The sequence below is a fragment of the Paenibacillus etheri genome (genome assembly GCF_001012825.1).
Lineage (GTDB): Bacteria > Bacillota > Bacilli > Paenibacillales > Paenibacillaceae > Paenibacillus_AQ > Paenibacillus_AQ etheri.
The window spans coordinates 422,961-449,170 of record NZ_LCZJ02000018.1 but is presented as its reverse complement, the minus strand read 5'-3'; the positions used below and the strand labels follow the sequence as shown (position 1 = coordinate 449,170).

The following is a 26,210-nucleotide window of genomic DNA, read 5'->3' as shown; positions in this document are numbered from 1 at the left end:
GACTAGCCAGACTTTCTGGTTAGTCTTTTGTCATTTATGAATCGCAATTCCGGGTTCTCCCTTATACACTGTGATCTCCATAACTACTTAGCATCTGTTCGAACAACAAACGTGATTTCCTTGGTCTGGTCTAGCCACTCGCCTGTCAGACGAAATCCCGTATAGTTGCCCCTGATTCATAATCCTTACTATTTGAGCTAAGAAAAGCCGCCATATTCGAATCGAGCTTAAAAGTAGCTGTCTGGAGCTGTATTGCTAAATTCGATTTGTATGATTTCTCCAAGCTTGACATAGGGAATTGAAACATCCGGTTCATCTGAATCAGTGTTCTTTTCAAGTGGCTTTACGACAGATTGAATGACTCTCCCCTTGGATGTAACCGTTACTTCCTTAATTACAGTGTCGGCGAGATGTGCAAGATATCTGTCATACGGATCAATCCTTATCTAAGGAGTCCAGTTTATGGGACAGCTCATGGATTAACTCTATCTCCCGCAATACCATATTACGGGTATAAAAATACAACTCTTCAGAGTAATCCAAATCTTCACCATTCCCAATCACTAGGGATAACTGTTGTAAATGTTCCAGCTTCTCTTTCATGTAGGTCTCTCTGTAATCAAGCAATCTGCGGCGAGCCTCCAGATCAAGTAGCTCATAATAAGCAAGACGAATAGACCATTCATTATCTATACGAATAGTCTCCAGTGAAAATTCGTTCAAGCAGATATGAAACCGCTCCTCACCCTCGGCTGTGATCGAATACACATACCGTTTGGGCCGGCGTTCCTGCATTTCCGTCTTTTTAATCACCCACCCCCGCTTTTCAAACAATTTCAGCTTCGGATACAGCGAATTATTATTAACGATTTTATCGTTACCCATTACGAAAATGATGTTTTTTTTAATCTCATAACCATGTTTTGACCCTTTTATTAATTGAGCCAGAATCAAGACTTCGATATCCATATTCATCCTCCGTACTACCGGATTTCATTTCCGATCATTTTCTTATCTTACCTCAAGGACTGCATTTGTGCCAAATACTTCGTGATTTTATGCATATACTTTTATCATCTCTTTCGATAATATAGGTTAAAATAACCTAGTTATTTTTAACCTAAGTATAGAGAGGAAGTTATTGCATGGAATTCGCACACTTGTTCAGCAAAGGTACGATTGGAAATATGGAGCTCAAGAACCGGGTCATTTTGCCTGCCATGGGAACTAAAATGAATGCACCGGGTGGTTATGTCAGCGAGCGCTTAATTGATTACCATGTAGCACGAGCTAAAGGCGGTAACGGCTTAAATACAGTTGAAGTAACAACTATTCACCCAACGGCTGCTTCTGATGATGCTCCAGCCCTTTATGATGATAAATTCATACCTGGTATGACCCAATTGGCTCAAGCTATTCGTGATGCAGGCGGCAAAAGCTGTCTTCAGTTATGGCATGGAGGGAAAGTAACTCCCAACCTGATTCAGGTCTCCTCCTCCCCTGTTCCTTTCGAGGGTGTGACACATATCCCCCGAGAACTGGAGCATCACGAAGTTAGCGAGATGGTTCAAGCTTACGCAGATGCTGCTTCACGTGCAAAAAAAGCTGGCTTTGACAGTGTGGAATTCCATGCCGGTCATGGTTATTTGCCGCAACAATTTCTAAGCCCGGCGATGAACTTCCGTCAGGATGAATACGGCGGTTCTTGGGAGAATCGCTGCCGCTTCCCTCTCGCTTGTATTCGTGCCATTCGAGAAGCGGTTGGGTCTGAATTCCCTATCTTGATGAGAATATCCGCCATTGAGGATCTACCAGGCGGACTTACGCTGGAAGATATGAAGCTCTTCTCGAAGCACGCTGAGGAAGCAGGTATTGATGCGATTAATGTATCACGTGGGGTTCCATCAGGCGCAGCTATTAAATATGAAGTACCTCCAATCGATCTGCCCGTAGGTTTCAATGTAGATAACGCAGCACAAATTAAATCCGCGGTTAACATTCCAGTTATCGCCGTGGGACGTATTAATGATCCTGCGGTTGCGGATCGAATAATTGCCGAAGGACTGGCTGATTTCGTAGCCATAGGTCGGGCTCAACTCGCTGATCCTGAATTCTGTAACAAAGCATTAGCTGGACGTGCAGACACGATTGTTAAATGTGTGGGTTGTGATCAAGGCTGCTTCGATGGATTCGTGAATCCGAAAGTACCTTTCATCAGCTGTGTATTTAATCCTGCTACCGGACGAGAAAGTGAATATGAATTACAGCGAACCAGCACGCCCAAGAAAGTCCTTATTGCTGGTGGTGGACCAGCCGGATTAGAAGCAGCGGTCACACTGAAACGTCGTGGGCATTCTCCGATTTTATGCGAAAAGAATGACATTCTCGGCGGACAGCTTTATATCGCCGGTGCCGCACCGCGTAAAGAAGAAATGGCCGCCGCTGCTCTGAATATGGGAGAAGCCGCTAAACGTGAAGGTGTGGAAATCCGAATGAATACGGAGGTTACTCCAGAACTTATCCAAGAAATTAGTCCGGATGAAGTCATTCTTGCGATCGGATCTACCCCAATTATTCCTCCAGTAGAAGGCGTTCTGAATAGTCATGTTGTGAATTCACATGCTGTATTATGGGGAACAGCCCATCCTGAAGGTCGAGTTGTTATTATTGGAGGGGGTTTGGTCGGTCTCGAGGTCGCTGAGCTGCTGGTCGAACGAGGAAATCAAATCACTGTTGTAGAAATGCAAGACGATGTAGCAAATGATCTGGGAATCCTTCGTAAAATCTGTGTTATGGAAAGCCTATATGGCCACGGCGTTAAATTAATGACCAACAGCAAGTGCATGGCGATCCAAAAGGATAGCGTAATGGTTGAAAAAGATGGGGAGCTTCACAGCCTGCCAGCTGATTATGTAGTAATCGCAGTCGGATCACGTGCCCTCAACAAGCAGACCCTTCAGGACTTCCTGGAGGAAAGCGCCATTCCTTATCATGTAATCGGAGACGCAGTGCAAGCACGCAGAGCGCTTAATGCAATTTGGGAGGGTGCAGAATTAGCTAGAAGAATTTAGTTTATATGATCAATCAGATTTATAAATAAACCCGGCAGGTCGCGCCTGCCGGGTTACGTTATTATCAGTGTTATCTGTATCTGCCATCTATCATCTACCATCCACAACTGTCGTTCGTCATCTATTATCTCTCATCCGCTCCACCCACGATTGATAAACCTCCTACGAATCCACTGTTCGGACTCACAAGACGCTATTGATCAAAAAGTAACCTTTTTTTGAAGTCTAACGGACCCAAATGATCTTATTCCGCAAAAAGCAATACAAAATAAGGCTTTTAGAGGCTAATAAGTGCAATGGTGTCCGAAGGCTTAGCGTTAGTGCCTGCACTGTTGCATATGTATCGTCTTGCCCAAAGTTACATTACAGAATATATACTCTTATTTCATTAGAGAGAACAAGCTTATTTTGAGTATCGGCAGCCCAATAAAAGCAGCATATCGTTCAGCAGCTTTAAACACAGCTTCTTCAGCATTTCGAAGCTCTCTAAATGGATGAAGGATTATCTCAATCCCTTTTTTCTTAATCGTACGTTTCCATGTACCTACAACTTTACCACCTACGACAATCATCGGCAGGAAAATACCGTTATTCCCAGGCACAATCAAAGGAGCCGTCTCAGGCTCAAGTACAGCACCCCGGTCTTTATAACCAAGAATGTACTCATCAAAACCCGGAAGTAAATAGACTCCCGAATCTTCATCAGCAGGAGTGAGTCGATCAGTAGATATCCAATACTCGCTACCATCTATATCCTCCGATTGAAGTTCATTTTTCACAGATTCTAGTCCACGTCTAGCATCTGTAAGCGTTATACCTGCCCACCAAGCGAAGTCCTGAACGGTCGCCCATCCACGAGCTGTAAAATACCGCAAAGCGATTTCTTGCAATGCGCCTTCGTAAGATAGCTCACGGAAATCTGGCACCCACTCCTCTAACAACACAATCGTTTGCTGTTTGCCATTCATCGGTCCAAAACAAATTAATCCTTGATAGGCGCTATTCCAGAGCATATAATAACCGCGTTGATCCCCCGTGTGGATACCTTCCTCTTCTATTAGCTGAAGTAGGACTGAACGATCCATTTGCTTCCCGCCCTTTAAAGCATCCACTATAATTTCTCTACAGCGCTCCAGTGTTTGATCATCAAGTCCAAGCTCCGCCATTCGCCGCTTCGTTTGTGATGCTAAACGCGGTGCAGATAGCTGAAGCATCCACTTCACATCTTCTGCCGGGACGAAATGAAGCGTTCCTCGTAGCGTCCAAGTAAGAATAATTTTACGGTCAACAATAGCACGCTCTATATCAGCTAATTTCGTGCCTGGAGAACGAAGTCCTATACCCCATACCGCCTGCATATAGTCTTGCGCTTGTATAGCCCCCATTTTTTTCACGACCTGCTCTGGTGTATAATGCAAAGAGCCTGCGATCATTTGGTTACATAAACGGTGATTAGCAATAAGGTTATTCGTCACACTACTCCTCCTTTTCAGACATGAATTCTTAAATTATACACTTCCAAATATTTGATGAAATAGCTAAGTTCTTCATGCTCATGTCTATGTCGATATTACTATTGATTCTATTGAATTACGAGAATTAATTAGGATATAAACCCCGTTCCATTGCATATTCTGCAACAGAAAATCTTTATTTCCCTCAAAAAAAGAGTTCTATTGCACTTCGTGCATTAGATTTTGGTAAAAACCTCCAAAAAAGAGATTCAGCCTACATTTGATTGTAAAAGATGCAACAGAAATCAGATCCACTTACTTTCAGATCTGTTCTGTTGCACAAAATACAACGTAAGGTTTGAATTGCCCTTTTATACTACACGCAAGAGGTGTTTTCTTTAACAGAGCCCTACTTTTTAAAAGAAGAACGCTTCTTCCTCCGCTTTCTTCACTTGCTGCATCGCATCCGTTGTATTCACCAATTCATTAGCTAATCGATTCAGTCTAAAAATGATGTCATCGTCCACAATTATTTTCCGATCATATTGTTTTTCTTCAATAAAAACATACTTAGGAACCACCACCGCTCTCATATAAGAGAGGATCGGCTTCAGTTGTTGTTCTGCCACTAAATAATGTTTGGAAGAGCCTGCTGTAACTACAATTCCGATAACTTTATCCTTAAACCCATTAACCGGGAGTAAATCAAATAGGTTCTTAAGTGTTCCCGGGATCGAAGCTTGAAAAACAGGGGTTCCGATGATATACGCATCGGCCTCCATGATTTTCTCCAGAACGACTTTGGTATCGCCTGTATAGTCCATGTAGCTTCGTCCATCACTAAACTCTAGCTTATAATCACCTAGATCTATTAGTTCTACTTCGAAATCCGGATGCTTTTCTATAATATTATTAAGTGTTTGCTGTACAGCGATTCTAGTCTTCGATCCAACAATAGACCCTGATATCCCAATGATCTTCATAATAACCCCTCCTTCTTATTTCTTAGCTGTAGCGCGTCTTACGGCTGGTGCTACTTCAGATGCAAACAAGTCAATAATTTGTTCCACTTGAGCATAAGGTAAACCACCAACATCAATCTGAGCTAGAAAACGGTTATGTCCGTACATCTCATGTTGATAGAGGATCTTCTCTACAATTTGTTGTGGGCTTCCTACGAGCAGCGCATTTCTCACACTCATTGCTTCCGCAAATTGTTCCTTCGGATAGTAAGATCCACGTAGCTCTTTCATTAAGTGATTGATATAAGGATAATAGTCGCGGAATGCTTTTTGTGAGTCCGGATCGATATACATTAATGAAGTTGTGCTGACAGGAAGCTCCGCTGGATTAAATCCTGATTGCGCTGCAACCATACGATATGCGTCCACCGAACCCTTAAATGCAGATGACGGTCCACCAAGGGTGGTCAGCATCATCGGAATCCCCATTCTTCCCGCCTTAATTGCACTTGCTGGAGGTCCCCCAACCGCTCGCCAGATTGGTAATTTCCCATTCAATGGCTTAGGGAAGATTTCCATATCATCTAGTGCAGGACGGAATTTCCCTGCCCACGTAATACGATCGGACTCATTTATTTTCATAAGCAATTCAATTTTCTCTTCGAACAGTTCTTCATAATCTCTTACGTCATAACCAAATAGTTCATAAGCACCAAGACGCGATCCACGTCCAGCAACAATCTCTGCTCTACCGCCGGATAACAAATCCAAAGTTGCGAAGTCCTCGTATACACGTACAGGATCTGCAGTACTTAGCACAGTTGCTGAACTCACAAGCTTTATACGTTCGGTTGCATTTGCAATGGCTCCTAGGACAACCGAGGCTGCAGAGGTAATGAATTTGGGTTGATGACTCTCGCCTACTCCAAATACATCTAACCCAGCATCCTCAGCTAATTTGGCAGCAGCTACAATCTCTTGAATCCGTTGTCGTTCACTGATCGCTTTTCCTGTTAAGGCGTCTGTGGTGTGATCACCTAACGTGTATAAACCTAGCTCCAACCCTTTATTCTCATCGATTCTATATTGTTCCATCATGATTATGTCCTCTTTTCATAGTTGTATTAGGTTTAGCGGATAGGATGAAGCTTTGATTCAATCTCTTCACGACGTTCTTCCAGAAATGAAGGTAAGGTCAAATTATCTCCAAGTGCATCAAAAGATTCATCAATCTCAAACCCTGGACCATCTGTAGCAAGCTCGAATAAAATATGGTTCGAATCACGGAAATACAAAGAATGGAAGTAATAACGATCGATGACCCCGGTATTCTTAAACCCTGCTGCAGTGATTTTGGCGGCCCATTCGGTTAGTTCTTCGACATCCTTCACTCTTATAGCCACATGATGGATGCTCCCTTTACCTGGTCTCTCCCGATCTTTGTCATTTACTTCTTTAACCTGGAGCTCGGTGTATAATCCACCCTTACCGGTTTCATATATATCCACCATAACCTTCGGATCACCCATGGATGGTTCTGTCCGAACTTGTGTATACCCTAAAATATCTTCCAAAACCGCCTTAGTTTGGCTAGCCTCACGTACAGTCAATTCAACGGGTCCTAATCCAACGATGGCATACTTTGGAGGAATATCTTCTGTAATCCACGGCTCAACTAGCTCGATTCCGTTATCTTTTTCAGCAGATACTAGATGGACCGTTAATTCATCTCTATCATAAAAAGTAAGTGCCTTGCGCTCCCCGATCCTTACAATAGCTTCATGCGGAACTTCAAAAGAATCTAATCGACTAGCCCAATACGACAAGGCTTCATCGCTAGGAACTAGCAGAGAGAAAGAACTAATACTGTTCGTCCCTTTGCGAGTCTGACCTGCATTTGGCATTTCGAAGAAAGAAACTTCAGTGCCAGGTGCGCCATTACGATTACCGTAAAATAGATGGTACATGGATGGATCATCCTGATTGACTGTTTTCTTTACAAGTCTGAGTCCCAGTACCTCTGTATAAAACCATAAGTTTTGCTTAGCATCTTTAGTAATCATGGATACATGGTGTTGTCCGTTTATGGGTTGTTGTTTCATTTTAAAAACCTCCTAAATAAGTTGTGTTGAATTTAAGTTTACTAGTATACTGATGAGAAAAAAAGTAAGCTTTATGATTAATAAAGCTTGTCATCCCTACTGAACACCTCGTGGGAGTCGATTCACATCTTGACTATGCCGATGAATCTTCTTAAGCATGTTGTAGAATACTTTCTTCTCCTCGTCAGTCAAAGGATCGAATAACGAAGCCTGGAAGTCCGATTGCAAAGGAAGTACTTTCTCAATAAGTGTTTGACCCTTTTCCGTTAAAGTAATGTACTTCACTTTCCAATCCTGTTTGCGTTCAATTAATTCTTCTTTTTCTAATCGGCCTAACATATGCGATACTCCGCCTTTGGTAATGGTTAGGTGTTCTGCAATTTCCATCTGTGATACAGGCTGATGTATTAATATTTGTACCAATGTATCGAACTGATTGACGCTCAAGTCAAATTGTTTCAAGAACTCATTGGAAAGATCGTTACTATTCTCATATACCCTTACTAGCCGTAACCAGATCAATAAGCTTAGTTGGTTCTCCTCAGTGAATCCATTGTTTCTCATTTGGTCACGTCCATCGTTTGTTTATTTTGTATTTATTTGATTTCTTAATATGAGTATACTAGTAAACTGAGAACAAGTCAAGCACAGTAGGAATCCTACTTGCTTGCCCAATACCACTTCGGAATATAGGTTCGAAAATCATCATACCACTCCAGAACTTTCTCCGCTCTGCTCAACATATTAGCAGCTTCCTCTTCCCCAAAGGAAATCGCCCAATGAATGCTTGATAACTGGTTGCTAGCAATGTATAAAGCCATCAATCTTAAGAACAAATCCGGAACGTCATTATTAAAATATCCATGAATACGACCCGAGGCGAACGCTGGACTCATAAATGCACACCAAGTTATCCGATTAAATTCCTCCCAAGGATCACCATAATCAAACCTGTTGAAATCAATAATTCCCAGATCACCAGATTTTGTAACGATCATATTCCCTACATGATAATCACCATGTTGAAAAGTTTGAGGACGGTTTGCTAATAGGTATCGATTGGCTTCAATATATTGAATGACTTTATCTGCTCCCTTTAGAAGTAGGCCACATGTTTTATAGTTGGTAATGTACTTATCGATCTTACCATTATAATAATCAGCCCACGGCACTTGATCTTTCCTCGCAGGCATTTGATGCATAGATTTTAAGTACTGTCCCGCTGTCACACCCCGTTGATATTGCTCTTCAGAACTTAACATAGGGATAATCTTTTCCGCATCCTCCCCTTCAATCCAAGTCAATAAGGAATACACTGTCTGACCACCATTGCATATCCCAAACTGAAGCGGTCTCGACATCAAAATATCTTGATCATCCAGCAGCAGGATAGCTTCATATTCCCGTTTCTTCTGATCATATTGGGATATTTCCGAAGTTCTCAGCAAAAGTTCGCTGCCACTAATGGTCTTTATGTAGTATTTCTTATCCTTTGACCAACCCTTAAGAACAGGCTCGACAACTTCCCATGTAGTGGCGCCCGGGATATCACTATAGAATGGATTCATTTCAATTTGCCCTCCCTCTTATCTCATTTTGATCGATTAGTAAAATTTTCTTGTTTTTTCCTAGAAGATTATTTTATTTCAATTGATACTGTATCAACAATAGTGTATGATACATAGTATAAAACACATACTGTATGACACACAGCAAGTAAAACGTCTTCGGCGTCCTTCCAGGACGGCAAGCGTTTAAACGAAAAATATATGAAAATTTATAAGAGAAACTTATAATTTCATATATTTTTAAAACAATGAGGTGGGTGAATGAGTACTTTATTAAACTCCTTAATTACAGAGCTTAGAAGAGGTACGTTAACGCTAGCTGTTTTAAGTCAATTACGAACACCCCAATATGGATACTCGCTCGTTCAATTATTGGAGGATTCCAGCATCACCATTGATCAAAGCACCCTATATCCATTACTTCGCCGATTAGAGAAACAGGAATTAGTGACAAGCAGCTGGGACACATCCGAGAGCAGACCCCGTAAGTATTATGTTCTAAGTGACTATGGCGTAGAAATTTTTTTACAGCTAAAGGAAGAATGGCTTAAGAATTCGAAAGAACTCTACGGCCTATTACAAGGGGAGGATGACCATGAAGCTGATTGAGAATTACATTTATGAAGTTACTCGGAGGTTACCGGAACAAAATCGGGAAGACATCGCATTAGAATTACGATCAACCATCGAGGATATGTTACCGGATGATTATGACGAAAAAGAGGTAAAAGCCGTCCTTACAAAATTGGGCAATCCCGCTATTTTAGCAAGTGAGTATCGCGATCAGCCCATGTATCTCATCGGCCCACGTTATTTCGATTTATATGTTACGTTATTAAAAATGATTATACCGATCGCTGTAGTTGTTTCTTTAATCGCTCTGGTTGCTGATTACTTGATTGGCTATAGCGGCGATAAAACAGTTGCGGATATTGTTACTGCAGTTATAAGTACAGGAATTGGAACCTTCCTTGAAGTAGGAATCCAAGTCTTTTTTTGGATAACTGTTGTATTCGCCATTATCGAACGAGCAGATAAAGGAAAAGAAGGTCATCCACTTACTACAAAATTAAGGAAATGGACTCCTGATGATTTGAAGGATATCGCGCTTGTCCATAAGAAAAAAGCAATTACAAGCTTCGAAGTGTTCGGAAGTTTACTGTGGATCGCCATTTGGGCTACTGTTTATTTTAATGCTGAACACCTGATTAGAGTCTATAGAGGGGGGGAAGGCGCACATAACTTCGTAGCCCCAGTTTTTAATCAGCATGTGTTACTTGATTATTGGCCTATTATTTTTATTGTGATCGGATTAGAAGTCGCATTAACTATATATAAATTGATCAAGAGACAATGGACTAGAGAATTAGCATTATGTAATACGGGCCTCGAGCTTTTAGTGCTTATTGTATTCGCTATTATCCTTATAAATCCGAATGTATTTAACCAAGAATTCATTAACTACATGTCTAATTTATTAACCACTTCAGCTAATCAATTTGAAACGGGGTTAGTAGGTGGGGGAATTGCTTGCCTGATTTTAGTTGCGGTTCTCAATATATATGAAGGCTTCCGCAAGGCCAGAATTTAATATTTTCAGTAAAAATGAAACAGATCCTAAGGTCAAGGGCCCTAGGATCTGTTCTCGTGAGAGATCATATAAATTAATAACAATTATACAAAAAGCTCCAGCTCAATAACCGTATCCATCTCGTCGGGAAGCTTTGCACCTTTTAATGTAATAAACGCTCCACCGTTGACATCCGAATATTCTTCAGCCATCCATGGTACTTCTACCTTCAACTCGGTGCCATCTCGTAGTAATCTAGCTTTCTTAATCTTCCCCTTCAATCCTTGGAAATAGATCGGACCAATACCACGGTCATATACGTGCGCGTACAACTTATTAGCCTTTTGCGTATAACGGCCCCATTCTGGCTTAGCAAGCAAGGAGCTGCCGCAGCCATAAATACTGTCACCATTCAGACGCATCCACTCGCCAACTTCATCAAGAATGACAAGTGATTCTCTCGTCATTTCACCTTTGGCATCTGGACCAATGTTAAGGAGCAGATTACCATTCTTGCTGATACATTCGACCATCGAGCGAATGACCTGCTGGGTTGATTTATAATTTTTATCTTCGGAATGATAACCCCAGTTATCATTTAGCGTAATACACGCTTCCCAAGGGATCGATTGACCATTCACGTCAACGATGCCGCCAGGAGGGATGATCTGCTCTGGAGAGAAGAAATCTCCAGCATATTCTTCTGGCTCGGCCGCGCGGATATTCCCACCCAAACGATTGTCGATAAGAATATCCGGCTGGATAGAGCGAATCATACGGATTAGCTCCGTTGCTTTCCATTTTTCGCCGGTCATATTGTCGTAGGAGAAGTCAAACCACATGATGTCGATTTTGCCGTAATTCGTCAATAGTTCCTTCACTTGTCCATGCATATACTCCAAGTATCGATCAAAATCAATCGGCTTGTCTTTAGCCGCTTCATTGTCCCGATCCGGATGTGCTTTATCACCATATCCAGGGTAATCATCATGATGCCAATCAATAATAGAATAATATAGACCTACAGCAATACCTTCAGCACGGAAAGCGTCTACATATTCTCGAACGAGATCACGTCCAGCAGGCGTGTTAGTCGCCTTGAAATCAGTTAGCTTACTATCGAACAAGCAGAATCCGTCATGGTGCTTTGTCGTAAGAACCGCATACTTCTGCCCCGCTGCTTTTGCTGCGCTAGCCCACTTCTTCGGGTCATATCGAGATGCGTCAAATTCATCGAAATACGTCATATAGTGCTCTCTACTCATTCGCTCGTTACCACGTATCCACTCACCTCTTGCTGGAATGGAATATAATCCCCAGTGAATGAACATACCGAATCTATCCTGCAAGAACCATCTCGTTCTTTCTTCTCTTGTACCCATCTCTTCAGTCCCTCCGTTTTCCATAGCTTTGATAAATAGTTCAGATAGTCTAGACGGTATGAAATAATGCTGCAGCGCCTATAAGACCTACATCATCCCTCAGACCTGCTGATTCAATAGTATAAGTTCCTTTATACGGCTTCATGACAAGTTCCTCTGTTTTCTCTCTAAGCGCCGGAAACAGTAGTTCACCAGCTTTGCTTACGCCTCCACCAATTACAATGCGATCAGGATTAAACGTATGTATCGCGTTGGCTAATCCAATCGCCATATAATGAATCGTTCGCTCAATCACCTCGACAGCCACCGGATCTTTTAGTGCCATCGCTTCGAAGACATGTCGAGAATTAATCTTTTCACCACTTCTACTAGCAAGCTCCGTAATCATCGACGTTCTGCTCTCCATACTTCGTAGCGCCATGTCCCGAATTGCTGTGCCCGAAGCGAAGACTTCCCAACATCCATATCTTCCACAGCTACATTCTGTTCCGTTAGGGTCGATAATATTATGGCCGAGCTCTCCTGCAAATGAATTCGTGCCGAGCAGGAGCTCACCATCCATGACAATTCCGGCTCCAATTCCTGTGCTGAAGGTAACATACACCATGTTGTTCGAGCCTTTGCCGGCTCCTCTTACATACTCTCCCCAAGCCGCAGCGTTCGCATCGTTTACCACTTTCACTTCTATGCCAAGTTCTGATTCCATCCAATGCTTCAGCGGAACATTGTCCCATTCAGGAAGATTGGTACCGTGAATAACGATTCCATCCTGGCTGTTCACGGCTCCTGGAGAAGCCAGTCCGACCCCAATCAGCGGTAGTCCTTCAGATACAGAGCGGATCATTCCGATCATTCGCTGCACCACCTCTTCAGCGGTACGTGCGCCGGCTGTCTCCATTAATTCCCGATTCAACACGGTACCCTTTGAATCGAATAATGCTGCGGCAATTTTGGTTCCGCCTAAATCAATTCCTACTACATAGCTCTCAGCCTTATGCATAACCATTCACCTTTTCACTATCTATTATTAGCCGTTAGAATGAATATTCTCAGCTAACGCCCGCAGGGCTACTGGATCGATTGGCGACAAAGCGTCATTGCCATGACGAACAGCCGATCCAAAATGCACTTCTGTGACTCCGGTCTGTTGAATAAAGGATATAATACCTTCTGGCTTCAAACCACTTCCAGCCAATATACTTATCGAACTACCTCTTGATTCCTCTACTAGCTTGCGCATAGCGGGAATGGCTTCAGGTGCCGGACCCGGTCCAGCAGAGGTAAGTATACGAGTGATTTGCGGGTAATTACAAAGCGTCTGAAAACCTGCAATTTGGTCCTCCAGCTCGTCAAAAGCACGATGGAAGGTTACTTGTAAGCCTTCTGTCAACGGCAATAATGTTTCAAGCGCACGCTCATCGATCTTTTTTTCCGGTGTTAATGCGCCTAGAACGACTCCCGAGGCACCGCTAGCTGCAATCTGCCTGATCTCTGCAGCCATGGTCAAAATATCATACTTGGAATAGTTAAATGATCGACTATGCGGACGGACCATAACAAAGACAGGAATACTAACCGATTTGGCCACCTGCTCCACCAATCCAATTCCTGGTGTTAATCCGCCTTCCGTAATGGCAGTAATGAGCTCAAGGCGATCTGCGCCATTCGCCTCAGCCGTCAGTGCATCATCCATACAAGTAGCGATGACTTCCAATCTCATAACTCTCCACCACTCTTCCAGTTATTATTGATGTACTTGCTTCATTACATAATCGGCGAGCAGGCGTGCACCATATCCTGTTGCTCCAGCTTCTGAGTACCCCACATCCTGCTTGTACTGTACCGTCCCAGCCATATCAATATGAACCCAGCTCATCGATTCTGCTACAAAGCGCCGAATAAATAGAGCTGCTATAATCGCACCTGCAAAAGGGGAAGTACTCACATTGCGAAGATCAGCGTAATTACTCCGGAGATCTGCTTCATATTCATCCATTAGCGGCATGGGCCATAACCGTTCTCCGTTGCGCTCACCGATCTCAACCAGGCTATGCGTTATATCTGCATCGCCCCATATCCCCGCGATGCCTAACCCCAGCGCCGCACCTACATTTCCTGTTAGGGTAGCGATATCTATAGCTTGTTCTGCACCGATATTCGCGGCATGGATTAGCGCGTCCGCTATAATAAGCCGACCCTCGCCATCCGTATTCGCAACCTGAACGGTTAGCCCGTTAGGGTAGCGGATAACAGACGAAGGCAACATCGCCTCAGCATCTGGTACATTATCAACGACTGGAATGAGTGCAGTCACATTTACTTTAGCCCGATTCCGCACCAATATATCCATAGCCCCAATAACCGCAGCCGCACCGCCCATATCCATACGTGCATCGCTGATATCGCTGGCAGTCTTCACATTCATGCCACCTAAGTCAAAGGTTACACCTTTACCTACCAGTGCTAACATCGGTAATTCAGGGTTACTCTCGTAACGAATTTCAACGAGGGCTGGAGCGTGCTTACTCCCTGCTCCAACTGCGAGCAGCCCATTCATCTGAAGCTCCACAAGCTCCTGTCCTCGATAGCTATGAACTTTCAAAGCAGCATCATCACGGTCGAAAAATTCTGCCATCCATTCCGCGAAACGATCAGGGTTCAGTGTTCCTGGCACCTCATTCACAAGATCGCGAGCAACTATCGCTCCTTCAGCGCGTATCTGTGCAGAAACCCGTACAGCATCCAGTTCAATCGATGACAGTTCAGGCCAATCTATCGATTGGAGCTGTAAATCAACAGAGCCTTCCACCTTGGTAGTTCCCCGATAAGTTTGGAAACGGTACAAGCCAAGAATCCAGCCTTCCATCCAAGCTTGTAATTCATCAGCAGCAGAAATAACCCTATTTCTATTTATAGCCTCGGATGCTAAACGAACAAATGAAGCACTACTGCATCCTTCCTTCAGAATTGCACGAGCAGCAGCTCCACCTGCTCGGCGAATCCTCTCAAGCGTAATATCCTTGCGCTTTCCCATTCCTACCGCTAATACATCAGACTCTTCCTCAGTGCGAGCATGTAACCAAGTCACACTGCTGCACTGTTTGAGGGGCGCTCCCAGCTTAAAAGGAAAAGACTCCTCGTCATAAGCTAAATAGACAATAGTATCCGCCACATTAGCGGAATCGAATAAGATATTCATCGCTGTCCCTTCTTTTCCGTAAAGTTATCTCACAATTTCCGTTATCGCTCTAATTTCAGCATTTCTTCATCAAATAAATGACACGCAACCTCATGACCTGGTTCGACTTCTCGGAATATCGGTACATGCTGCTTACAGATTTCCATACAGGAAGGACATCTTGTATGAAAACGGCATCCCGTCGGTGGATCAACCGGACTTGGAAGATCTCCCTTCAGAATAATGCGCTCTTTCTTTAAGGTAGGATCGGGTACAGGTACAGAAGAAAGCAGCGCTTGTGTGTATGGATGCATTGGACGATCATACAAGGTATCTTTATCCGCCGTCTCTACGAGGGAACCAAGATACATAACTCCGATTCGATCACTAATATGCTCAACAACACTTAGATCATGTGAAATGAATAAATACGTCAGGCCATACTCTTCCTGCAGATCCTGCAACAGATTCAGCACTTGTGACTGAATCGATACATCCAGTGCTGACACGGGCTCATCCGCCACGATTAAGCTCGGACGAACAGACAATGCTCGGGCGATCCCAATCCGTTGTCGCTGTCCACCGCTGAATTCAAAAGCGTAGCGCTCAGCATGGAAACTATTCAATCCTACTGTCTCTAGTAACTCGTATGCTAGTTTATCCCGCTCTTTGGTCGAAAGCTTTGTATGAATGAGCAGAGGTTCAGCGACAAGATCCTTCACCTTCATCCGTGGATTAAGTGAAGCATAGGGGTCTTGGAACACCATCTGCATATCTTTACGGATAGGCCGCATTTGATTGTCTGAGATATGGCTAATATTTTGACCCTTAAACCACACTTCACCGTCATTCGGTTCCAGCAAGCGAGTTACTAGTCTACCCGTAGTAGATTTACCACAGCCACTCTCACCCACAAGGCTGAACGTTTCTCCTTTACGTATAGCGAATGAGATCCCATCAACTGCGTGCAAATATCTAGTAGTTCCGAAAAAGCCCTTCTTCACCGAAAAAAACTTCTTCAGACTTTTAATTTCAATTAGTGGAGTCTCCTTCACAAACGTTCCCCTCCTTCCGTGTTCTCCTGCTGTGTAAACCAACAACGACTCTTTCGCTCTAGTCCCTCAATCGGAAGTAACTCTGGCTCCTGCGAGAGACAACGCTCCATGACAAAATCGCAGCGTGGCGCAAACTTACAACCTGCTGGCATTTGTGAAAGGTCAGGTACATTTCCTTTAATGGAATCCAAGCGGCGTACATTTTGACGCAGCTTAGGAACGGATTGAATTAATCCCTTCGTATATGGATGCTGCGGTCTTGCAAATAGTTCATGAACGGAAGCTTCCTCCACTACACGACCGGCATACATAACGACTACACGGTCGCATAGTTCAGCTACTACACCGAGGTCATGGGTAATGAGCAACATTCCCATATCCTGTTCTTCTTTCAGATGCTTCATTAGATCAAGGATTTGAGCTTGAATCGTTACATCAAGCGCCGTTGTTGGTTCATCTGCAATCAGCAGTTTCGGGTGGCAAGACATCGCCATTGCAATCATGACACGCTGCCTCATACCGCCAGAGAGCTGATGCGGATATTCATCCACCAATTCTTCCGCACGTGGTATACCAACTAACCGCAACATATGAATGGCATGTTCACGAGCCTTCTTCCGGCCATAACCCAAATGCAACATGATCGGCTCCATCAATTGCAAACCAATCTTCAGCACAGGATTAAGCGAAGTCATCGGTTCCTGGAAAATCATTGCCATTTCATTCCCCCGTATCTGGCGCATCTCTTTGTCCGAAACCTTCGTCAGATCCGTTCCCTCGAAGCGAACAGAACCTCCGGAAATTCTGCCTGGCGTATCCTTAAGGAGCCGCATAATCGACAGTGAGGTAACACTTTTGCCACAGCCGGATTCTCCAACTAGACCCAGCACTTCACCTTTCTTAATCACAAAGTCAACACCTGCAACTGCCGTTATACTTCCATCGCCGCGTTTGAACTCCGTTTTCAGTCCTTGTACTTCCAGCAAATTTTGAGTCATGTCTTGTCCCTCCTTAGTTTTTCATTTTGGGATCAAGAGCATCGCGCAGTCCGTCCCCGACCAGGTTAAATGCAAGTACTGTCAAAAATATAGCTAAACCCGGAAAATAAACGATATGTGGAGCAATACTTAAATAATCGCGGCCCATACTTAACATTGCCCCCCAGTCGGGCTCCGTTGGCTTCGCACCCATTCCAAGAAAGCTCAGTGAAGCAGCGGCTAAAATTGCCCCGCCAATTTTCATGGATAGATTAACGATGATACTAGGGACCGTTTCAGGAAAAATATGTCGCCAAATGATTCGGCGATTCTTTGCACCCATTGAACGGGCAGCTTCAACAAACAACGTTTCCTTCGCAGACAATGTTACGCTCCGAATAATGCGGGCGAACGATGGTGTACCGAAGACCGCAACTGCAATCACGACGTTGGATAAACCAGGCCCGAGTATAGCAACAATCCCAATGGCAAGCAGTAAATCAGGGAATGAGAACAGTACGTCACTGCCACGCATAATAATCCGATCCAGCCAGCCGCCATAATATCCACTGACTAGACCAAGAATGGTTCCAAGTACACCCGCAATGAGCACAGAACTAAGACTGACCGCCAAAGTCAACCGTGTACCATCAATTAAGCGGCTTAGAATATCACGACCATATTCATCCGTTCCGGCCCAGTGAGCGCCAGATGGGCCCTGCATTAGTGCATCGTAGTTTGGTTCATCAGGATTATAAGGGGTCAGAAATGGCCCGAAAATGGCAATTAAAAAAAGCAATATGACAAAAAATGCAGCCAATAGGGGCATCTTTTGTTTACTGAACTTGCGAATAAAAACACCCGCGCGGCCTTTCGTTTTCTCCGGGGCTATTACCTCTCCGGGTATAGGAGAATTAGTTCCCATTACCGCCGAATTGTCGCTCATGATATCCCTCCTAATCCTAAATTCACCCTAAATAAAACTATCGTATGTCTGTTTCCCGGTAGCATTTTAGCTACTACTGAGAAAACCTGATTTTCGGATTGAGTACGCCATACAATAAATCTACAATTAAATTGATAAGTATAAATTGTGTTGAAAACAGCAGCAGCAAAGCTTGAATAACTGTATAATCCCGGAACAGAATGGAATCTACCAGCAGTCTACCAAGACCAGGAATACTGAAAACTGTTTCAACCATTACCGAGCCACCAAGCAAGAACCCAAATTGAAGTCCAGCTACAGTAACGACCTGAATAAGAGAATTGCGCAGCGCATGCCTGCTGATAACAACATACTCGCGTAAGCCTTTCGCACGTCCAGTACGGATATAATCCTCCCGTAGCGTTTCTAGCATCGATGACCGTGAGTAACGAGCCAGCATCGACATAATCCCCATTCCAAGTGTAATGGAAGGAAGGATATAGGATTTCCAGGAATCTACGCCGCCGGTTGGAAACCAGCCAAGCTCTACCGAGAAAATTTGAATGAGTACTAAACCTAACCAAAATCCAGGAATAGACATTCCCGAAATAGCTGTCAATGTACCTAAGTGATCAGGCCATTTATTGCGATATACCGCTGAAATAACACCGATTAGAAGACCAATAACAAGCGCCCAAGCCATACTTAGAAACGTTAGCCATAAAGTAGGCATGATTCTGCTTTCTAACATATCGGTGACCGGAATCCCTGAACGGATCGAATTACCCAGATTACCACTTAGTAGATCACCCATGTAGTTTATGTATTGTTTCCACAAGGGCAAATTGAGACCAAGTTGCTCTTGAATGCCATGAATCTCTTCAAGTGTGGCGTCCTTACCCGCAATAAGTCGGGCTGGATCGCCCGGAATTAAGTGAATAAACAAAAAGACTAGTACCGATACAATGAACAACAGCGGAATAACCCCGAGGAGTCTTTGTAAAGCATATCTACCCAACTCATAAGCCCCCTTCAGTATCGACAAATGATTTAGTGAGGCCGCTTCCTATCATTCTATAGAAGCGGCCTCGTTCAATTCTTGGGATATTAAATCTTACATTTGTTTTTCTTTATTTCACTTCTGCATTGAGGACATTTATGGAACCATCCGGGAAGACTTTTACACCCTCCAGATACGATCTTTTGCCAGAGATGATTTGGTCAACGCCCATGAATGCCCACGGAGCATCTTCCCATACTGTTTTTTGAATATTTGCGTAAATGGATTTAGCCGCTTCTGGATCAACAGCTTTATTCGCCTCAGCGATCCATTTGTCTACATTTTCATTTTTGTAATAAGCTGTATTCGATCCAGCAGGTGGGAACATTTCACTACTGAACAAACCTCTAGTAGCGCCATCTGCGTCACCGGAAGAAGGAGACCAGCTGACATACCACATTTGAATTTTTGCTTCTTCAGGCGTCTTAGCAGCGTTAATTTGGTCGGACAATGTGCCGCCTTCCATAGACTTCACTTCTACCTTGATACCTACAAGCGCTAGCTGTTGTTGAATAAATTGCATACCCTTCATAGTTTCAGATTCGTTTTCTCCCCAAACTTCGGTTTCGAATCCGTCAGGATATCCTGCTTCAGCAAGCAATTGTTTAGCTTTTTCGATGTCATAGTCATAACCTGTTTGTTGGGAGTAATATTGTGTTTTGGAAGACATTGTGGAATCAAGCTTAGCGCCAAGACCTGATTTCACAACCTTGATATAAGCATCTTTGTTGATTGCATAGTTAATGGCTTGACGTACCTTTACATCATCAAAAGGTTTTTTCATCGTATTCAAAGTTACATAACGAACAATGGTTGAATCGATCGTATCTACAGTAATTCCTTCAAGACCTTCAACCTCGGATACTTGCTCGGTTGGCATTGGATAAATGAAATCAGCCTCACCAGTTTTTAGCATCGCAATCCGTGATCCGTTCTCTGGTACAGGTCTAAAGGTTATGCTATCCACTTTCGGCAAGTCTTTTTGCCAGTAATCCGTATTCTTTTCAACAACTAGCCGATCGCCTTGCACCCACTCTTTGAACTTAAATGGGCCAGTACCTACAGGCATTTTTGAAATATCGGCACCGTTCTCTGTTAGAGCTTTCGGACTAATAATAGGTGCCATAGCTACTTTATTTAAAAATGCGTTGTATGGCTCGCTGAGTGTAATAACCACTGTTTTGGCATCAGGAGTCTCCACTTTAGCTACCTTTGCGAAGCTTTTGCGCAGTCTCAGATTGTTCTTCTCATCTTGAATACGAGCGATGTTTACTTTAACCGCTTCAGCATTAAAGTCAGTACCGTCTTGGAATTTAACATTCTCTTGTAACGTGAACGTGTAAACCAACCCGTCTTCACTTATGGAATGGCTTGCGGAAAGAACAGGAACTACGTTCATATTCTCATCAAAACCCATTAGACCTTCGTACATCGTTCTGGCAGCGCTAATTGAATGTGTATCGCTTGCGTTATGTGGGTCCAGCGTAATAAAGTTAGCATTGATGGCAATTACAATGTCTTTATCATTCTTTGTAGTTGGGGTGCTAGTTTCAGTTCCACCAGCGGTATTGCCGCCTTGTCCCTCGTTGCTCGCTTTGTTGCCGCACCCTGCAGTCATGACTACTGTAATAAGCAGCAGCATGAACATTGACCATACTTTTCCTTTTGCTTTCATGTTATACACTCCCCTTTAGAAACGATGTATTAGAAAAGCCCCCAGTCCGATTATTCAGACTTGAAGATTATTCTCGATCCTTATATTCAGAATTCCCATTGGAATACAGCACGGCGTTCACCTACAATAGTACCGCCATCATTAACAATGGTGTTCGGTACGAGAGCATATAAACGATCAATCGTATCTTGATTGCTATAGCCTAAACGTTCCAGAATGGATGCGATAATACATGGCCAAACTTGCTCAGATCCATCGGATACTTTTAGCGAGATACCGATTCGTTCCTTTCGGAGTCCAATACCATATACACCTTTAGCGCCGCCCTTGGCCGTCAGATTATTATCCTTAAGAAGCTCTGAGCAGACGAATTTCGTATCTGCAATCATCAGCGGGTTATCGTTCATAAGCTTTGCAGTCACAGCAGCTGCGTTTCGTATTTCAATATCCTCGATTAAATCAGGACAGGCTAGCTTTAAATATGAATAAGCGATTTTGTGCAGTGGAAGTGCGAAGATAGGTAGGCCACAGCCATCAATCCCTTGAGGAATGGATTCCTTCGGTACTTCAGCAATATAGGCCATGATCTCAAGGATCTCCTGTTGCACGGGATGGCTAGGCTTATAATAAGTATCTATATCCCAACCCATATATTTGCTAAGGCCCATTAATCCAGCATGCTTACCCGAGCAATTATGAAAGATTTTGCGAGTGGGCTCATTTGCCCGATGGCGCTCCGCTTTGGCTTCCTCATTCAGTGGGTATGTAGAACAACAATGAAGTTCCTCTTCTTTTAATCCCATTTTTTGAAAAAGAGATTCAAGTGCTTCAATATGGAAGGCCTCTCCTCGATGTGAAGCAGTGAAGAGTGAGGCTTCCTTACTTGTCAAACCATATACTTCGTCGATACGTCGTTTCATAACCGGCAAAGCTTGGAATGGCTTAGCGGCTGACCGAAGATAAGTCATATGCTCCGGATTACCTGCCTTATACAAAATATTTCCCTTTTCATCAACTACGCTAACTGCACCATAATGCACATTTTCCAGTAAGCCACCGCGATATTCCTCTACTAATGTTGTAAACCCCATATGTACAACCTCCCTCGATGTAATTTTATTAGTCCAAGGCGAAAAAACGATTTTGCGATAGTAGTCCCGATCCGATAATTACACCATTTTCGTTCAACATCGAACGATGAATGGAGAAAGATCCACGAAGGGGTTCCCAGGTGAAGCGTGAAAGATAGAGCTTCTCGACTTCTTCATAAATGTCAGGGAATTTGTCTACGAGTTCTCCACTCAAGATCACACTATCCGGGTTATACATACATACGACATTGTTGATTGTAATCGCCATATACATGAGCGCACGCTCGATCAAATGAACCGCCCAATGCTCTCCTGCATCCTTAGCTTCAAACAACTCCTCGATCGTGCGAATCGGACGAATCCGATTGGCTTCTGACAACAATGAGCTGATATTAATATAAGTCTGCAAGCAACCCGCTTTACCGCACTCACACATCATTCCGTTAGGATCCACTGTCGTATGACCAATTTCGCCAGCACTGTTCATCACCCCGCGATAGATCTCTCCTTCGAGAATCATCGCCGAGCCCACGCCTTGACCGAAGCCCAATAGTGCGGTACGGACAGAACCAACTGCAGCACCTTTAAGATGTTCAGCAAGAGCTCTTACTTTCAGCTCATTATCAACAGCAATTTCAAAACCCGTTAGTTCCTTTAGGCGTTTAGCTAAGGCCACATTCTTCCATCCAAGCTGAACCGAGAAGACGACAATACCTTCTTCGTTATTCACAATGCCGGGAAGTCCAACGCCAATACCGACGATACGTGTTCTGTCAATCAGATGCTGCTGCGTCAGTTGTTCAATCGCTTCATTAATTCGTTCTAGCGTCTTGTCTACACTCTCATCCGGTATACGTGGGTATTGCCTGCTGCAGAGAAGCTTACCTTGTAAATCTACGATGCCGACATTCATAAGACTGCGATCCAGTTCAACCCCTACTGACAACACAGAAGCGTCAACCATAGCTATCAATGTTGATTTCCGACCTAATCCTGACGATACCTGATCCGAATCGAGTAGATATCCTTGCTCAGTCAATTCCCCAACAATTCGACTTACAGTGGTAGGACTCATACCCGTTTGTTTGGCGATGGAAGCGCGAGAAATCGGTTGTTGGTTTTTAATGATTTCGAAGACCGTCAATCGATTTTGCCGCTTCATAAAATCCTGATCGTGCTTTTTCACAGGCATTCTCCTAATTATTTTCTTCAGTGCATTAATCAAACTAATAAAACAACGAAAATAAGAAAAAATTGCAAATTAAGCTATGATAATGTATTGTTTGTTTTAAATTTTTATTTAGTTTCTCCAGTGATGGGATTAATAATAAAGGCTCATTGATTGTATGTCAATATAAATGACATATTTATTTTTTAGAAATAAATGAAAGCGTTTAATATGTGATTTTTATAACAAACTCCTTGAATACATAACATGAACCTAACACTTAAAATCCAAACTTATCTCGTTATAGGCCTAGCTAAAACTATAAATGGAAAGATTCTGATTTAGAGGGGAATATAGTAGAGCAACAAGAGGTATGGAATAACCTGTCGAATTAGAAGGCTTGTGACTCCTGAGTATTGTAAAAAGGGTAGAATCATGCGCAGATTGATAGCGAAATGGAGATTGCCCCCGCATCAAAAGTAAGTTATTTATAGCAACCAACCTTTGATACGGAGTGTCTTAAACCGTTATTGAAAATCCACTGCCTTAACAGATGTGTCCTCTTGTATTAGTGATAATAAATTCACAGAGTTAAACGATTCAGGAAATTTTACAATAATCTCTAAATTCAATTCGGAGGCAAGACTATTATTTTCAGCATGAAAGCTTAGAATGGTAATGTTTTTATCTTCTAGCAGCTGTTGAATTCGACTCATGGCGCCTTCTGTATTAGACAGACAGATCACAATCTGTTGCGTTTTCGGCGAGGCCAGCCAGCTGTATCGGCCATGCAAAATCTTTTGCCCTAGTAAGATAATAATCGTTGCTCCTGCTCCAAGAATATAAAGGCCTGAACCAATCGCCAGCCCTAGCCCCGCTGTTGCCCAAATCCCCGCCGCAGTTGTCAGACCCTTCACGGTGTGTCTGTGCATGAAAATCATTCCTGCGCCAAGGAATCCCACTCCACTTACTACCTGGGCAGCTATACGTGCAGGATCGAGTTTAACATTGGACCAAGCAGCTTGATCCTGAAATCCATATTTTGAAATGATCATCATGAGTGCAGCACCTAAAGCTACAATAAAATGCGTCCTAACTCCTGCTTCTTTCATCCGGCTTTTTCGTTCAAATCCAACTAACACTCCACAAATTCCAGCTCCAACTACACGAAGTAAATATTCAAACTCCATACATTGTCCTTCTCTCCTTATGATGTTGCTATTTATTGTATCATAAACGGATTTCTATATTTTACCTTCCAATAAGATGGACATGATATTTAACATAGTTTGAGCATGAGCACAGTCACATCTGCAAAGATTTAACTGTGATACCTTTATAGCTGTTACTCCAGTAGACATTATAAAACGATCTACAACTCGTGAAAGAGGTGCGTATATGAAACTGCCAACAATCCAATTTGGGCATATTAAATCCAAGGTTCCTGTGATTCAAGGTGGTATGGGCGTAGGCATATCCTTAAGTGGATTAGCCGCTGCTGTAGCCAATGCTGGCGGGATCGGCACCATTTCTGGTACAGGAATCACCACTGATGAACTGAGAATGCATATTCGCAAAACAAGAGAGCTCTCTAAAGGGATTGGATATATCGGTGTAAACGTACTGTTCGCAATGAAGGATTTTGCCGATAAAATGAAGGTTGCTTTAGAAGAAAAAGTGGACTTTATTATTTCCGGAGCCGGAATTTCCCGAGATATTTATGCTTGGGGTAAAGAATATGGCACCCCTGTGGTGTCTATTGTTTCATCCGCCAAATTAGCCAGAATATCCGAAAGACTTGGTGCTTCTGCAGTCGTTGTGGAAGGGTTTGAAGCTGGAGGCCATTTGGGTACAGAGAGATCCATGTTTGATATCCTTCCAGAAGTTGTAGAAGCCGTTTCGATTCCTGTTATTGCTGCAGGTGGGATTCTGACAGGAGATGATATTGCGAAAGCCCTTAGGATTGGTGCTTCTGGTGTTCAGATGGGTACTCGTTTCGTGGCGAGCCATGAATGCGATGCTCCTTTGTCCTTTAAGCAAAAATATGTAGATGCACAGCAGGGTGATACTATTCTAATCAAGTCTACAGTGGGGCTAGATGGCAGAGCGATTCGCAATGAATTCACAGATCGTATTAGTAATGATGCCAAATTAAAAATAGCCAAATGCTCTAATTGTCTAAAGGTTTGTTCGCATCGCTTCTGTACCATGGAATCCCTGCTAACTTCCCTTAGAGGAGATGTTAAAAACGGGTTGGTCTTTGCCGGGTCCAGAGTTCATGAGATTAAAGAGATATTGTCCGTACAGCAGATTATCGACAATTTAATGAATGAGTATCAAGGGGCATTGAACCCTGTAACTTAAGATAAAATAAGAACCCTTTGTTGTATGCAACAAAGGGTTCTTTTTAAAAGGCGCTGATTCTACATCAACCTAGCCTTACATCATTCCACGAGTATTAGAAATGCCCTCTTGTTGATGGCAGCTCTTATACATTTGCTCTAGCTCGGAATCACCTAAGTTAGGATGTCTTTCTTTCATAAACGGCAACATTTCTTTAAAAGTGCTAGGACCTACTCCGGCAGCATACACTGCTGTCCCAATTCCAAATGACAGAATAACTACACAGATTACTGCAAATACTCCTCTTTTCAAAAAAACCATCTCCTACTTAATAATACGGAAAAAATCAATACGAAAAAAATTTGCTGAAACCAACATGCACATCAGACCCATTCCCATAACTAGAATGGCTATGATCCAATCCGCTTTTTTCATATTCATCCTCCCGCGCCATCGAACACCCTGAATCCAATGAACAGTGGGTTCGATAATATTAATCATTATAGATGAATATTGTGTGGAAACTATGTGGATCATGCTAGAGAAATTAATTTTGTCAATTCCGTGAAATTAATCACTATATAATCATTCGTTCATACTGCGTTCTTATTTGCAGGATATGATTTGGA

24 protein-coding genes are annotated in these 26,210 nt (G+C 43.1%); 4 read left to right on the top strand and 20 right to left on the bottom strand.

Translation table 11 applies throughout. The features are described from left to right. Window positions 1–435: 435 nt before the first annotated feature. A complete protein-coding gene (locus UQ64_RS07550; protein ID WP_060622839.1) occupies window positions 436–969 on the bottom strand; it encodes a PadR family transcriptional regulator in 534 nt (177 codons plus the stop codon). 176 nt (window positions 970–1,145) lie between these two features. On the opposite strand from UQ64_RS07550, the gene baiCD reads away from it, so the two are divergent. Continuing rightward, the gene (gene baiCD / locus UQ64_RS07545) at window positions 1,146–3,071 is read left to right on the top strand and encodes a bile acid Fe-S flavoenzyme BaiCD (RefSeq protein WP_060622838.1); all 1,926 of its coding nucleotides are present in this window, start codon (window positions 1,146–1,148) and stop codon (window positions 3,069–3,071) included. A 380-nt stretch (window positions 3,072–3,451) separates the two neighbouring features. On the opposite strand, the gene UQ64_RS07540 is transcribed toward baiCD, so the two are convergent. The 6 genes from UQ64_RS07540 to UQ64_RS07515 all read right to left on the bottom strand — a co-directional run bounded on the left by UQ64_RS07540 (window position 3,452) and on the right by UQ64_RS07515 (window position 9,157). Further along, window positions 3,452–4,546, bottom strand: a complete 1,095-nt coding sequence (locus UQ64_RS07540; protein WP_060622837.1) for a winged helix DNA-binding domain-containing protein — start codon at window positions 4,544–4,546, stop codon at window positions 3,452–3,454. Window positions 4,547–4,941: 395 nt separating this feature from the next. Next, window positions 4,942–5,508: an NADPH-dependent FMN reductase gene (locus tag UQ64_RS07535; RefSeq protein ID WP_060622836.1), complete on the bottom strand. Its 567-nt coding sequence runs from the start codon at window positions 5,506–5,508 to the stop codon at window positions 4,942–4,944. Window positions 5,509–5,523: 15 nt separating this feature from the next. After that, window positions 5,524–6,585 (bottom strand): LLM class flavin-dependent oxidoreductase, encoded by a 1,062-nt coding sequence (locus UQ64_RS07530; protein WP_209445732.1) that lies wholly within the window; start codon window positions 6,583–6,585, stop codon window positions 5,524–5,526. Window positions 6,586–6,617: 32 nt separating this feature from the next. After that, on the bottom strand, window positions 6,618–7,589 hold the full coding sequence (locus UQ64_RS07525; protein ID WP_060622835.1) for a ring-cleaving dioxygenase: 972 nt from the start codon (window positions 7,587–7,589) through the stop codon (window positions 6,618–6,620). 96 nt (window positions 7,590–7,685) lie between these two features. Next, entirely contained in the window at window positions 7,686–8,153 is a 468-nt protein-coding gene (locus UQ64_RS07520) for a MarR family winged helix-turn-helix transcriptional regulator (RefSeq protein ID WP_060622834.1), read from the bottom strand. A 95-nt stretch (window positions 8,154–8,248) separates the two neighbouring features. Continuing rightward, window positions 8,249–9,157, bottom strand: a complete 909-nt coding sequence (locus tag UQ64_RS07515) for an aminoglycoside phosphotransferase family protein (protein ID WP_060622833.1) — start codon at window positions 9,155–9,157, stop codon at window positions 8,249–8,251. A 261-nt stretch (window positions 9,158–9,418) separates the two neighbouring features. Between UQ64_RS07515 and UQ64_RS07510 the strand changes: the two genes are divergently transcribed. Then, window positions 9,419–9,766 (top strand): PadR family transcriptional regulator, encoded by a 348-nt coding sequence (locus UQ64_RS07510; RefSeq protein ID WP_060622832.1) that lies wholly within the window; start codon window positions 9,419–9,421, stop codon window positions 9,764–9,766. Then, window positions 9,753–10,748, top strand: coding sequence for an HAAS signaling domain-containing protein (locus tag UQ64_RS07505; RefSeq protein ID WP_060622831.1), 996 nt, complete (start codon window positions 9,753–9,755; stop codon window positions 10,746–10,748). Before UQ64_RS07510 ends, UQ64_RS07505 begins: the two co-directional genes overlap by 14 nt. Before the next feature lie 83 nt (window positions 10,749–10,831). Here UQ64_RS07505 and UQ64_RS07500 read toward each other — a convergent pair whose 3' ends face one another. The 12 genes from UQ64_RS07500 to UQ64_RS07445 all read right to left on the bottom strand — a co-directional run bounded on the left by UQ64_RS07500 (window position 10,832) and on the right by UQ64_RS07445 (window position 24,428). Next, complete coding sequence (locus UQ64_RS07500) at window positions 10,832–12,109, bottom strand: alpha-L-fucosidase (RefSeq protein WP_082651016.1); 1,278 nt, start codon at window positions 12,107–12,109, stop codon at window positions 10,832–10,834. 49 nt (window positions 12,110–12,158) lie between these two features. Continuing rightward, entirely contained in the window at window positions 12,159–13,109 is a 951-nt protein-coding gene (locus UQ64_RS07495; protein WP_156417482.1) for an ROK family protein, read from the bottom strand. Between the two features lie 27 nt (window positions 13,110–13,136). Beyond that, the gene (locus tag UQ64_RS07490) at window positions 13,137–13,829 is read right to left on the bottom strand and encodes a copper homeostasis protein CutC (protein ID WP_060622828.1); all 693 of its coding nucleotides are present in this window, start codon (window positions 13,827–13,829) and stop codon (window positions 13,137–13,139) included. 24 nt (window positions 13,830–13,853) lie between these two features. Further along, on the bottom strand, window positions 13,854–15,308 hold the full coding sequence (locus UQ64_RS07485; protein WP_060622827.1) for a leucyl aminopeptidase family protein: 1,455 nt from the start codon (window positions 15,306–15,308) through the stop codon (window positions 13,854–13,856). 41 nt (window positions 15,309–15,349) lie between these two features. Then, window positions 15,350–16,342 carry an ABC transporter ATP-binding protein gene (locus UQ64_RS07480; protein ID WP_060622826.1) on the bottom strand — a complete coding sequence of 331 codons (993 nt, stop codon included), beginning with the start codon at window positions 16,340–16,342 and terminating at the stop codon, window positions 15,350–15,352. After that, on the bottom strand, window positions 16,339–17,340 hold the full coding sequence (locus tag UQ64_RS07475; protein ID WP_060622825.1) for an ABC transporter ATP-binding protein: 1,002 nt from the start codon (window positions 17,338–17,340) through the stop codon (window positions 16,339–16,341). The genes UQ64_RS07480 and UQ64_RS07475 overlap by 4 nt, the downstream gene beginning before the upstream one ends. 13 nt (window positions 17,341–17,353) lie before the next feature. After that, on the bottom strand, window positions 17,354–18,265 hold the full coding sequence (locus UQ64_RS07470; protein WP_060622824.1) for an ABC transporter permease: 912 nt from the start codon (window positions 18,263–18,265) through the stop codon (window positions 17,354–17,356). A gap of 73 nt (window positions 18,266–18,338) precedes the next feature. After that, window positions 18,339–19,262 carry an ABC transporter permease subunit gene (locus UQ64_RS07465; protein WP_060622823.1) on the bottom strand — a complete coding sequence of 308 codons (924 nt, stop codon included), beginning with the start codon at window positions 19,260–19,262 and terminating at the stop codon, window positions 18,339–18,341. 112 nt (window positions 19,263–19,374) lie between these two features. After that, complete coding sequence (locus UQ64_RS07460) at window positions 19,375–20,979, bottom strand: glutathione ABC transporter substrate-binding protein (protein ID WP_060622822.1); 1,605 nt, start codon at window positions 20,977–20,979, stop codon at window positions 19,375–19,377. Between the two features lie 86 nt (window positions 20,980–21,065). Further along, a complete protein-coding gene (locus UQ64_RS07455; RefSeq protein WP_060622821.1) occupies window positions 21,066–22,070 on the bottom strand; it encodes an asparaginase in 1,005 nt (334 codons plus the stop codon). A gap of 28 nt (window positions 22,071–22,098) precedes the next feature. Continuing rightward, the gene (locus UQ64_RS07450; protein ID WP_245237875.1) at window positions 22,099–23,262 is read right to left on the bottom strand and encodes an ROK family transcriptional regulator; all 1,164 of its coding nucleotides are present in this window, start codon (window positions 23,260–23,262) and stop codon (window positions 22,099–22,101) included. A gap of 503 nt (window positions 23,263–23,765) precedes the next feature. Next, the gene (locus tag UQ64_RS07445; RefSeq protein WP_060622819.1) at window positions 23,766–24,428 is read right to left on the bottom strand and encodes an MgtC/SapB family protein; all 663 of its coding nucleotides are present in this window, start codon (window positions 24,426–24,428) and stop codon (window positions 23,766–23,768) included. A 208-nt stretch (window positions 24,429–24,636) separates the two neighbouring features. Between UQ64_RS07445 and UQ64_RS07440 the strand changes: the two genes are divergently transcribed. Next, the gene (locus UQ64_RS07440; protein ID WP_060622818.1) at window positions 24,637–25,602 is read left to right on the top strand and encodes an NAD(P)H-dependent flavin oxidoreductase; all 966 of its coding nucleotides are present in this window, start codon (window positions 24,637–24,639) and stop codon (window positions 25,600–25,602) included. Between the two features lie 75 nt (window positions 25,603–25,677). On the opposite strand, the gene UQ64_RS07435 is transcribed toward UQ64_RS07440, so the two are convergent. Beyond that, a complete protein-coding gene (locus UQ64_RS07435) occupies window positions 25,678–25,893 on the bottom strand; it encodes a hypothetical protein (RefSeq protein WP_245237874.1) in 216 nt (71 codons plus the stop codon). Window positions 25,894–26,210: the final 317 nt, after the last annotated feature.

What these genes read in the sequence shown, in the direction of transcription:
- UQ64_RS07550 (WP_060622839.1), bottom strand. Translation starts at nt 969, where the DNA reads ATGGATATCGAAGTCTTGATTCTGGCTCAATTAATAAAAGGGTCAAAA.
- baiCD (WP_060622838.1), top strand. Translation starts at nt 1,146, where the DNA reads ATGGAATTCGCACACTTGTTCAGCAAAGGTACGATTGGAAATATGGAG.
- UQ64_RS07535 (WP_060622836.1), bottom strand. Translation starts at nt 5,508, where the DNA reads ATGAAGATCATTGGGATATCAGGGTCTATTGTTGGATCGAAGACTAGA.
- UQ64_RS07530 (WP_209445732.1), bottom strand. Translation starts at nt 6,585, where the DNA reads ATGATGGAACAATATAGAATCGATGAGAATAAAGGGTTGGAGCTAGGT.
- UQ64_RS07525 (WP_060622835.1), bottom strand. Translation starts at nt 7,589, where the DNA reads ATGAAACAACAACCCATAAACGGACAACACCATGTATCCATGATTACT.
- UQ64_RS07520 (WP_060622834.1), bottom strand. Translation starts at nt 8,153, where the DNA reads ATGAGAAACAATGGATTCACTGAGGAGAACCAACTAAGCTTATTGATC.
- UQ64_RS07515 (WP_060622833.1), bottom strand. Translation starts at nt 9,157, where the DNA reads ATGAATCCATTCTATAGTGATATCCCGGGCGCCACTACATGGGAAGTT.
- UQ64_RS07510 (WP_060622832.1), top strand. Translation starts at nt 9,419, where the DNA reads ATGAGTACTTTATTAAACTCCTTAATTACAGAGCTTAGAAGAGGTACG.
- UQ64_RS07505 (WP_060622831.1), top strand. Translation starts at nt 9,753, where the DNA reads ATGAAGCTGATTGAGAATTACATTTATGAAGTTACTCGGAGGTTACCG.
- UQ64_RS07500 (WP_082651016.1), bottom strand. Translation starts at nt 12,109, where the DNA reads ATGGGTACAAGAGAAGAAAGAACGAGATGGTTCTTGCAGGATAGATTC.
- UQ64_RS07495 (WP_156417482.1), bottom strand. Translation starts at nt 13,109, where the DNA reads ATGCATAAGGCTGAGAGCTATGTAGTAGGAATTGATTTAGGCGGAACC.
- UQ64_RS07490 (WP_060622828.1), bottom strand. Translation starts at nt 13,829, where the DNA reads ATGAGATTGGAAGTCATCGCTACTTGTATGGATGATGCACTGACGGCT.
- UQ64_RS07485 (WP_060622827.1), bottom strand. Translation starts at nt 15,308, where the DNA reads ATGAATATCTTATTCGATTCCGCTAATGTGGCGGATACTATTGTCTAT.
- UQ64_RS07475 (WP_060622825.1), bottom strand. Translation starts at nt 17,340, where the DNA reads ATGACTCAAAATTTGCTGGAAGTACAAGGACTGAAAACGGAGTTCAAA.
- UQ64_RS07470 (WP_060622824.1), bottom strand. Translation starts at nt 18,265, where the DNA reads ATGAGCGACAATTCGGCGGTAATGGGAACTAATTCTCCTATACCCGGA.
- UQ64_RS07460 (WP_060622822.1), bottom strand. Translation starts at nt 20,979, where the DNA reads ATGAAAGCAAAAGGAAAAGTATGGTCAATGTTCATGCTGCTGCTTATT.
- UQ64_RS07455 (WP_060622821.1), bottom strand. Translation starts at nt 22,070, where the DNA reads ATGGGGTTTACAACATTAGTAGAGGAATATCGCGGTGGCTTACTGGAA.
- UQ64_RS07450 (WP_245237875.1), bottom strand. Translation starts at nt 23,262, where the DNA reads ATGCCTGTGAAAAAGCACGATCAGGATTTTATGAAGCGGCAAAATCGA.
- UQ64_RS07445 (WP_060622819.1), bottom strand. Translation starts at nt 24,428, where the DNA reads ATGGAGTTTGAATATTTACTTCGTGTAGTTGGAGCTGGAATTTGTGGA.
- UQ64_RS07440 (WP_060622818.1), top strand. Translation starts at nt 24,637, where the DNA reads ATGAAACTGCCAACAATCCAATTTGGGCATATTAAATCCAAGGTTCCT.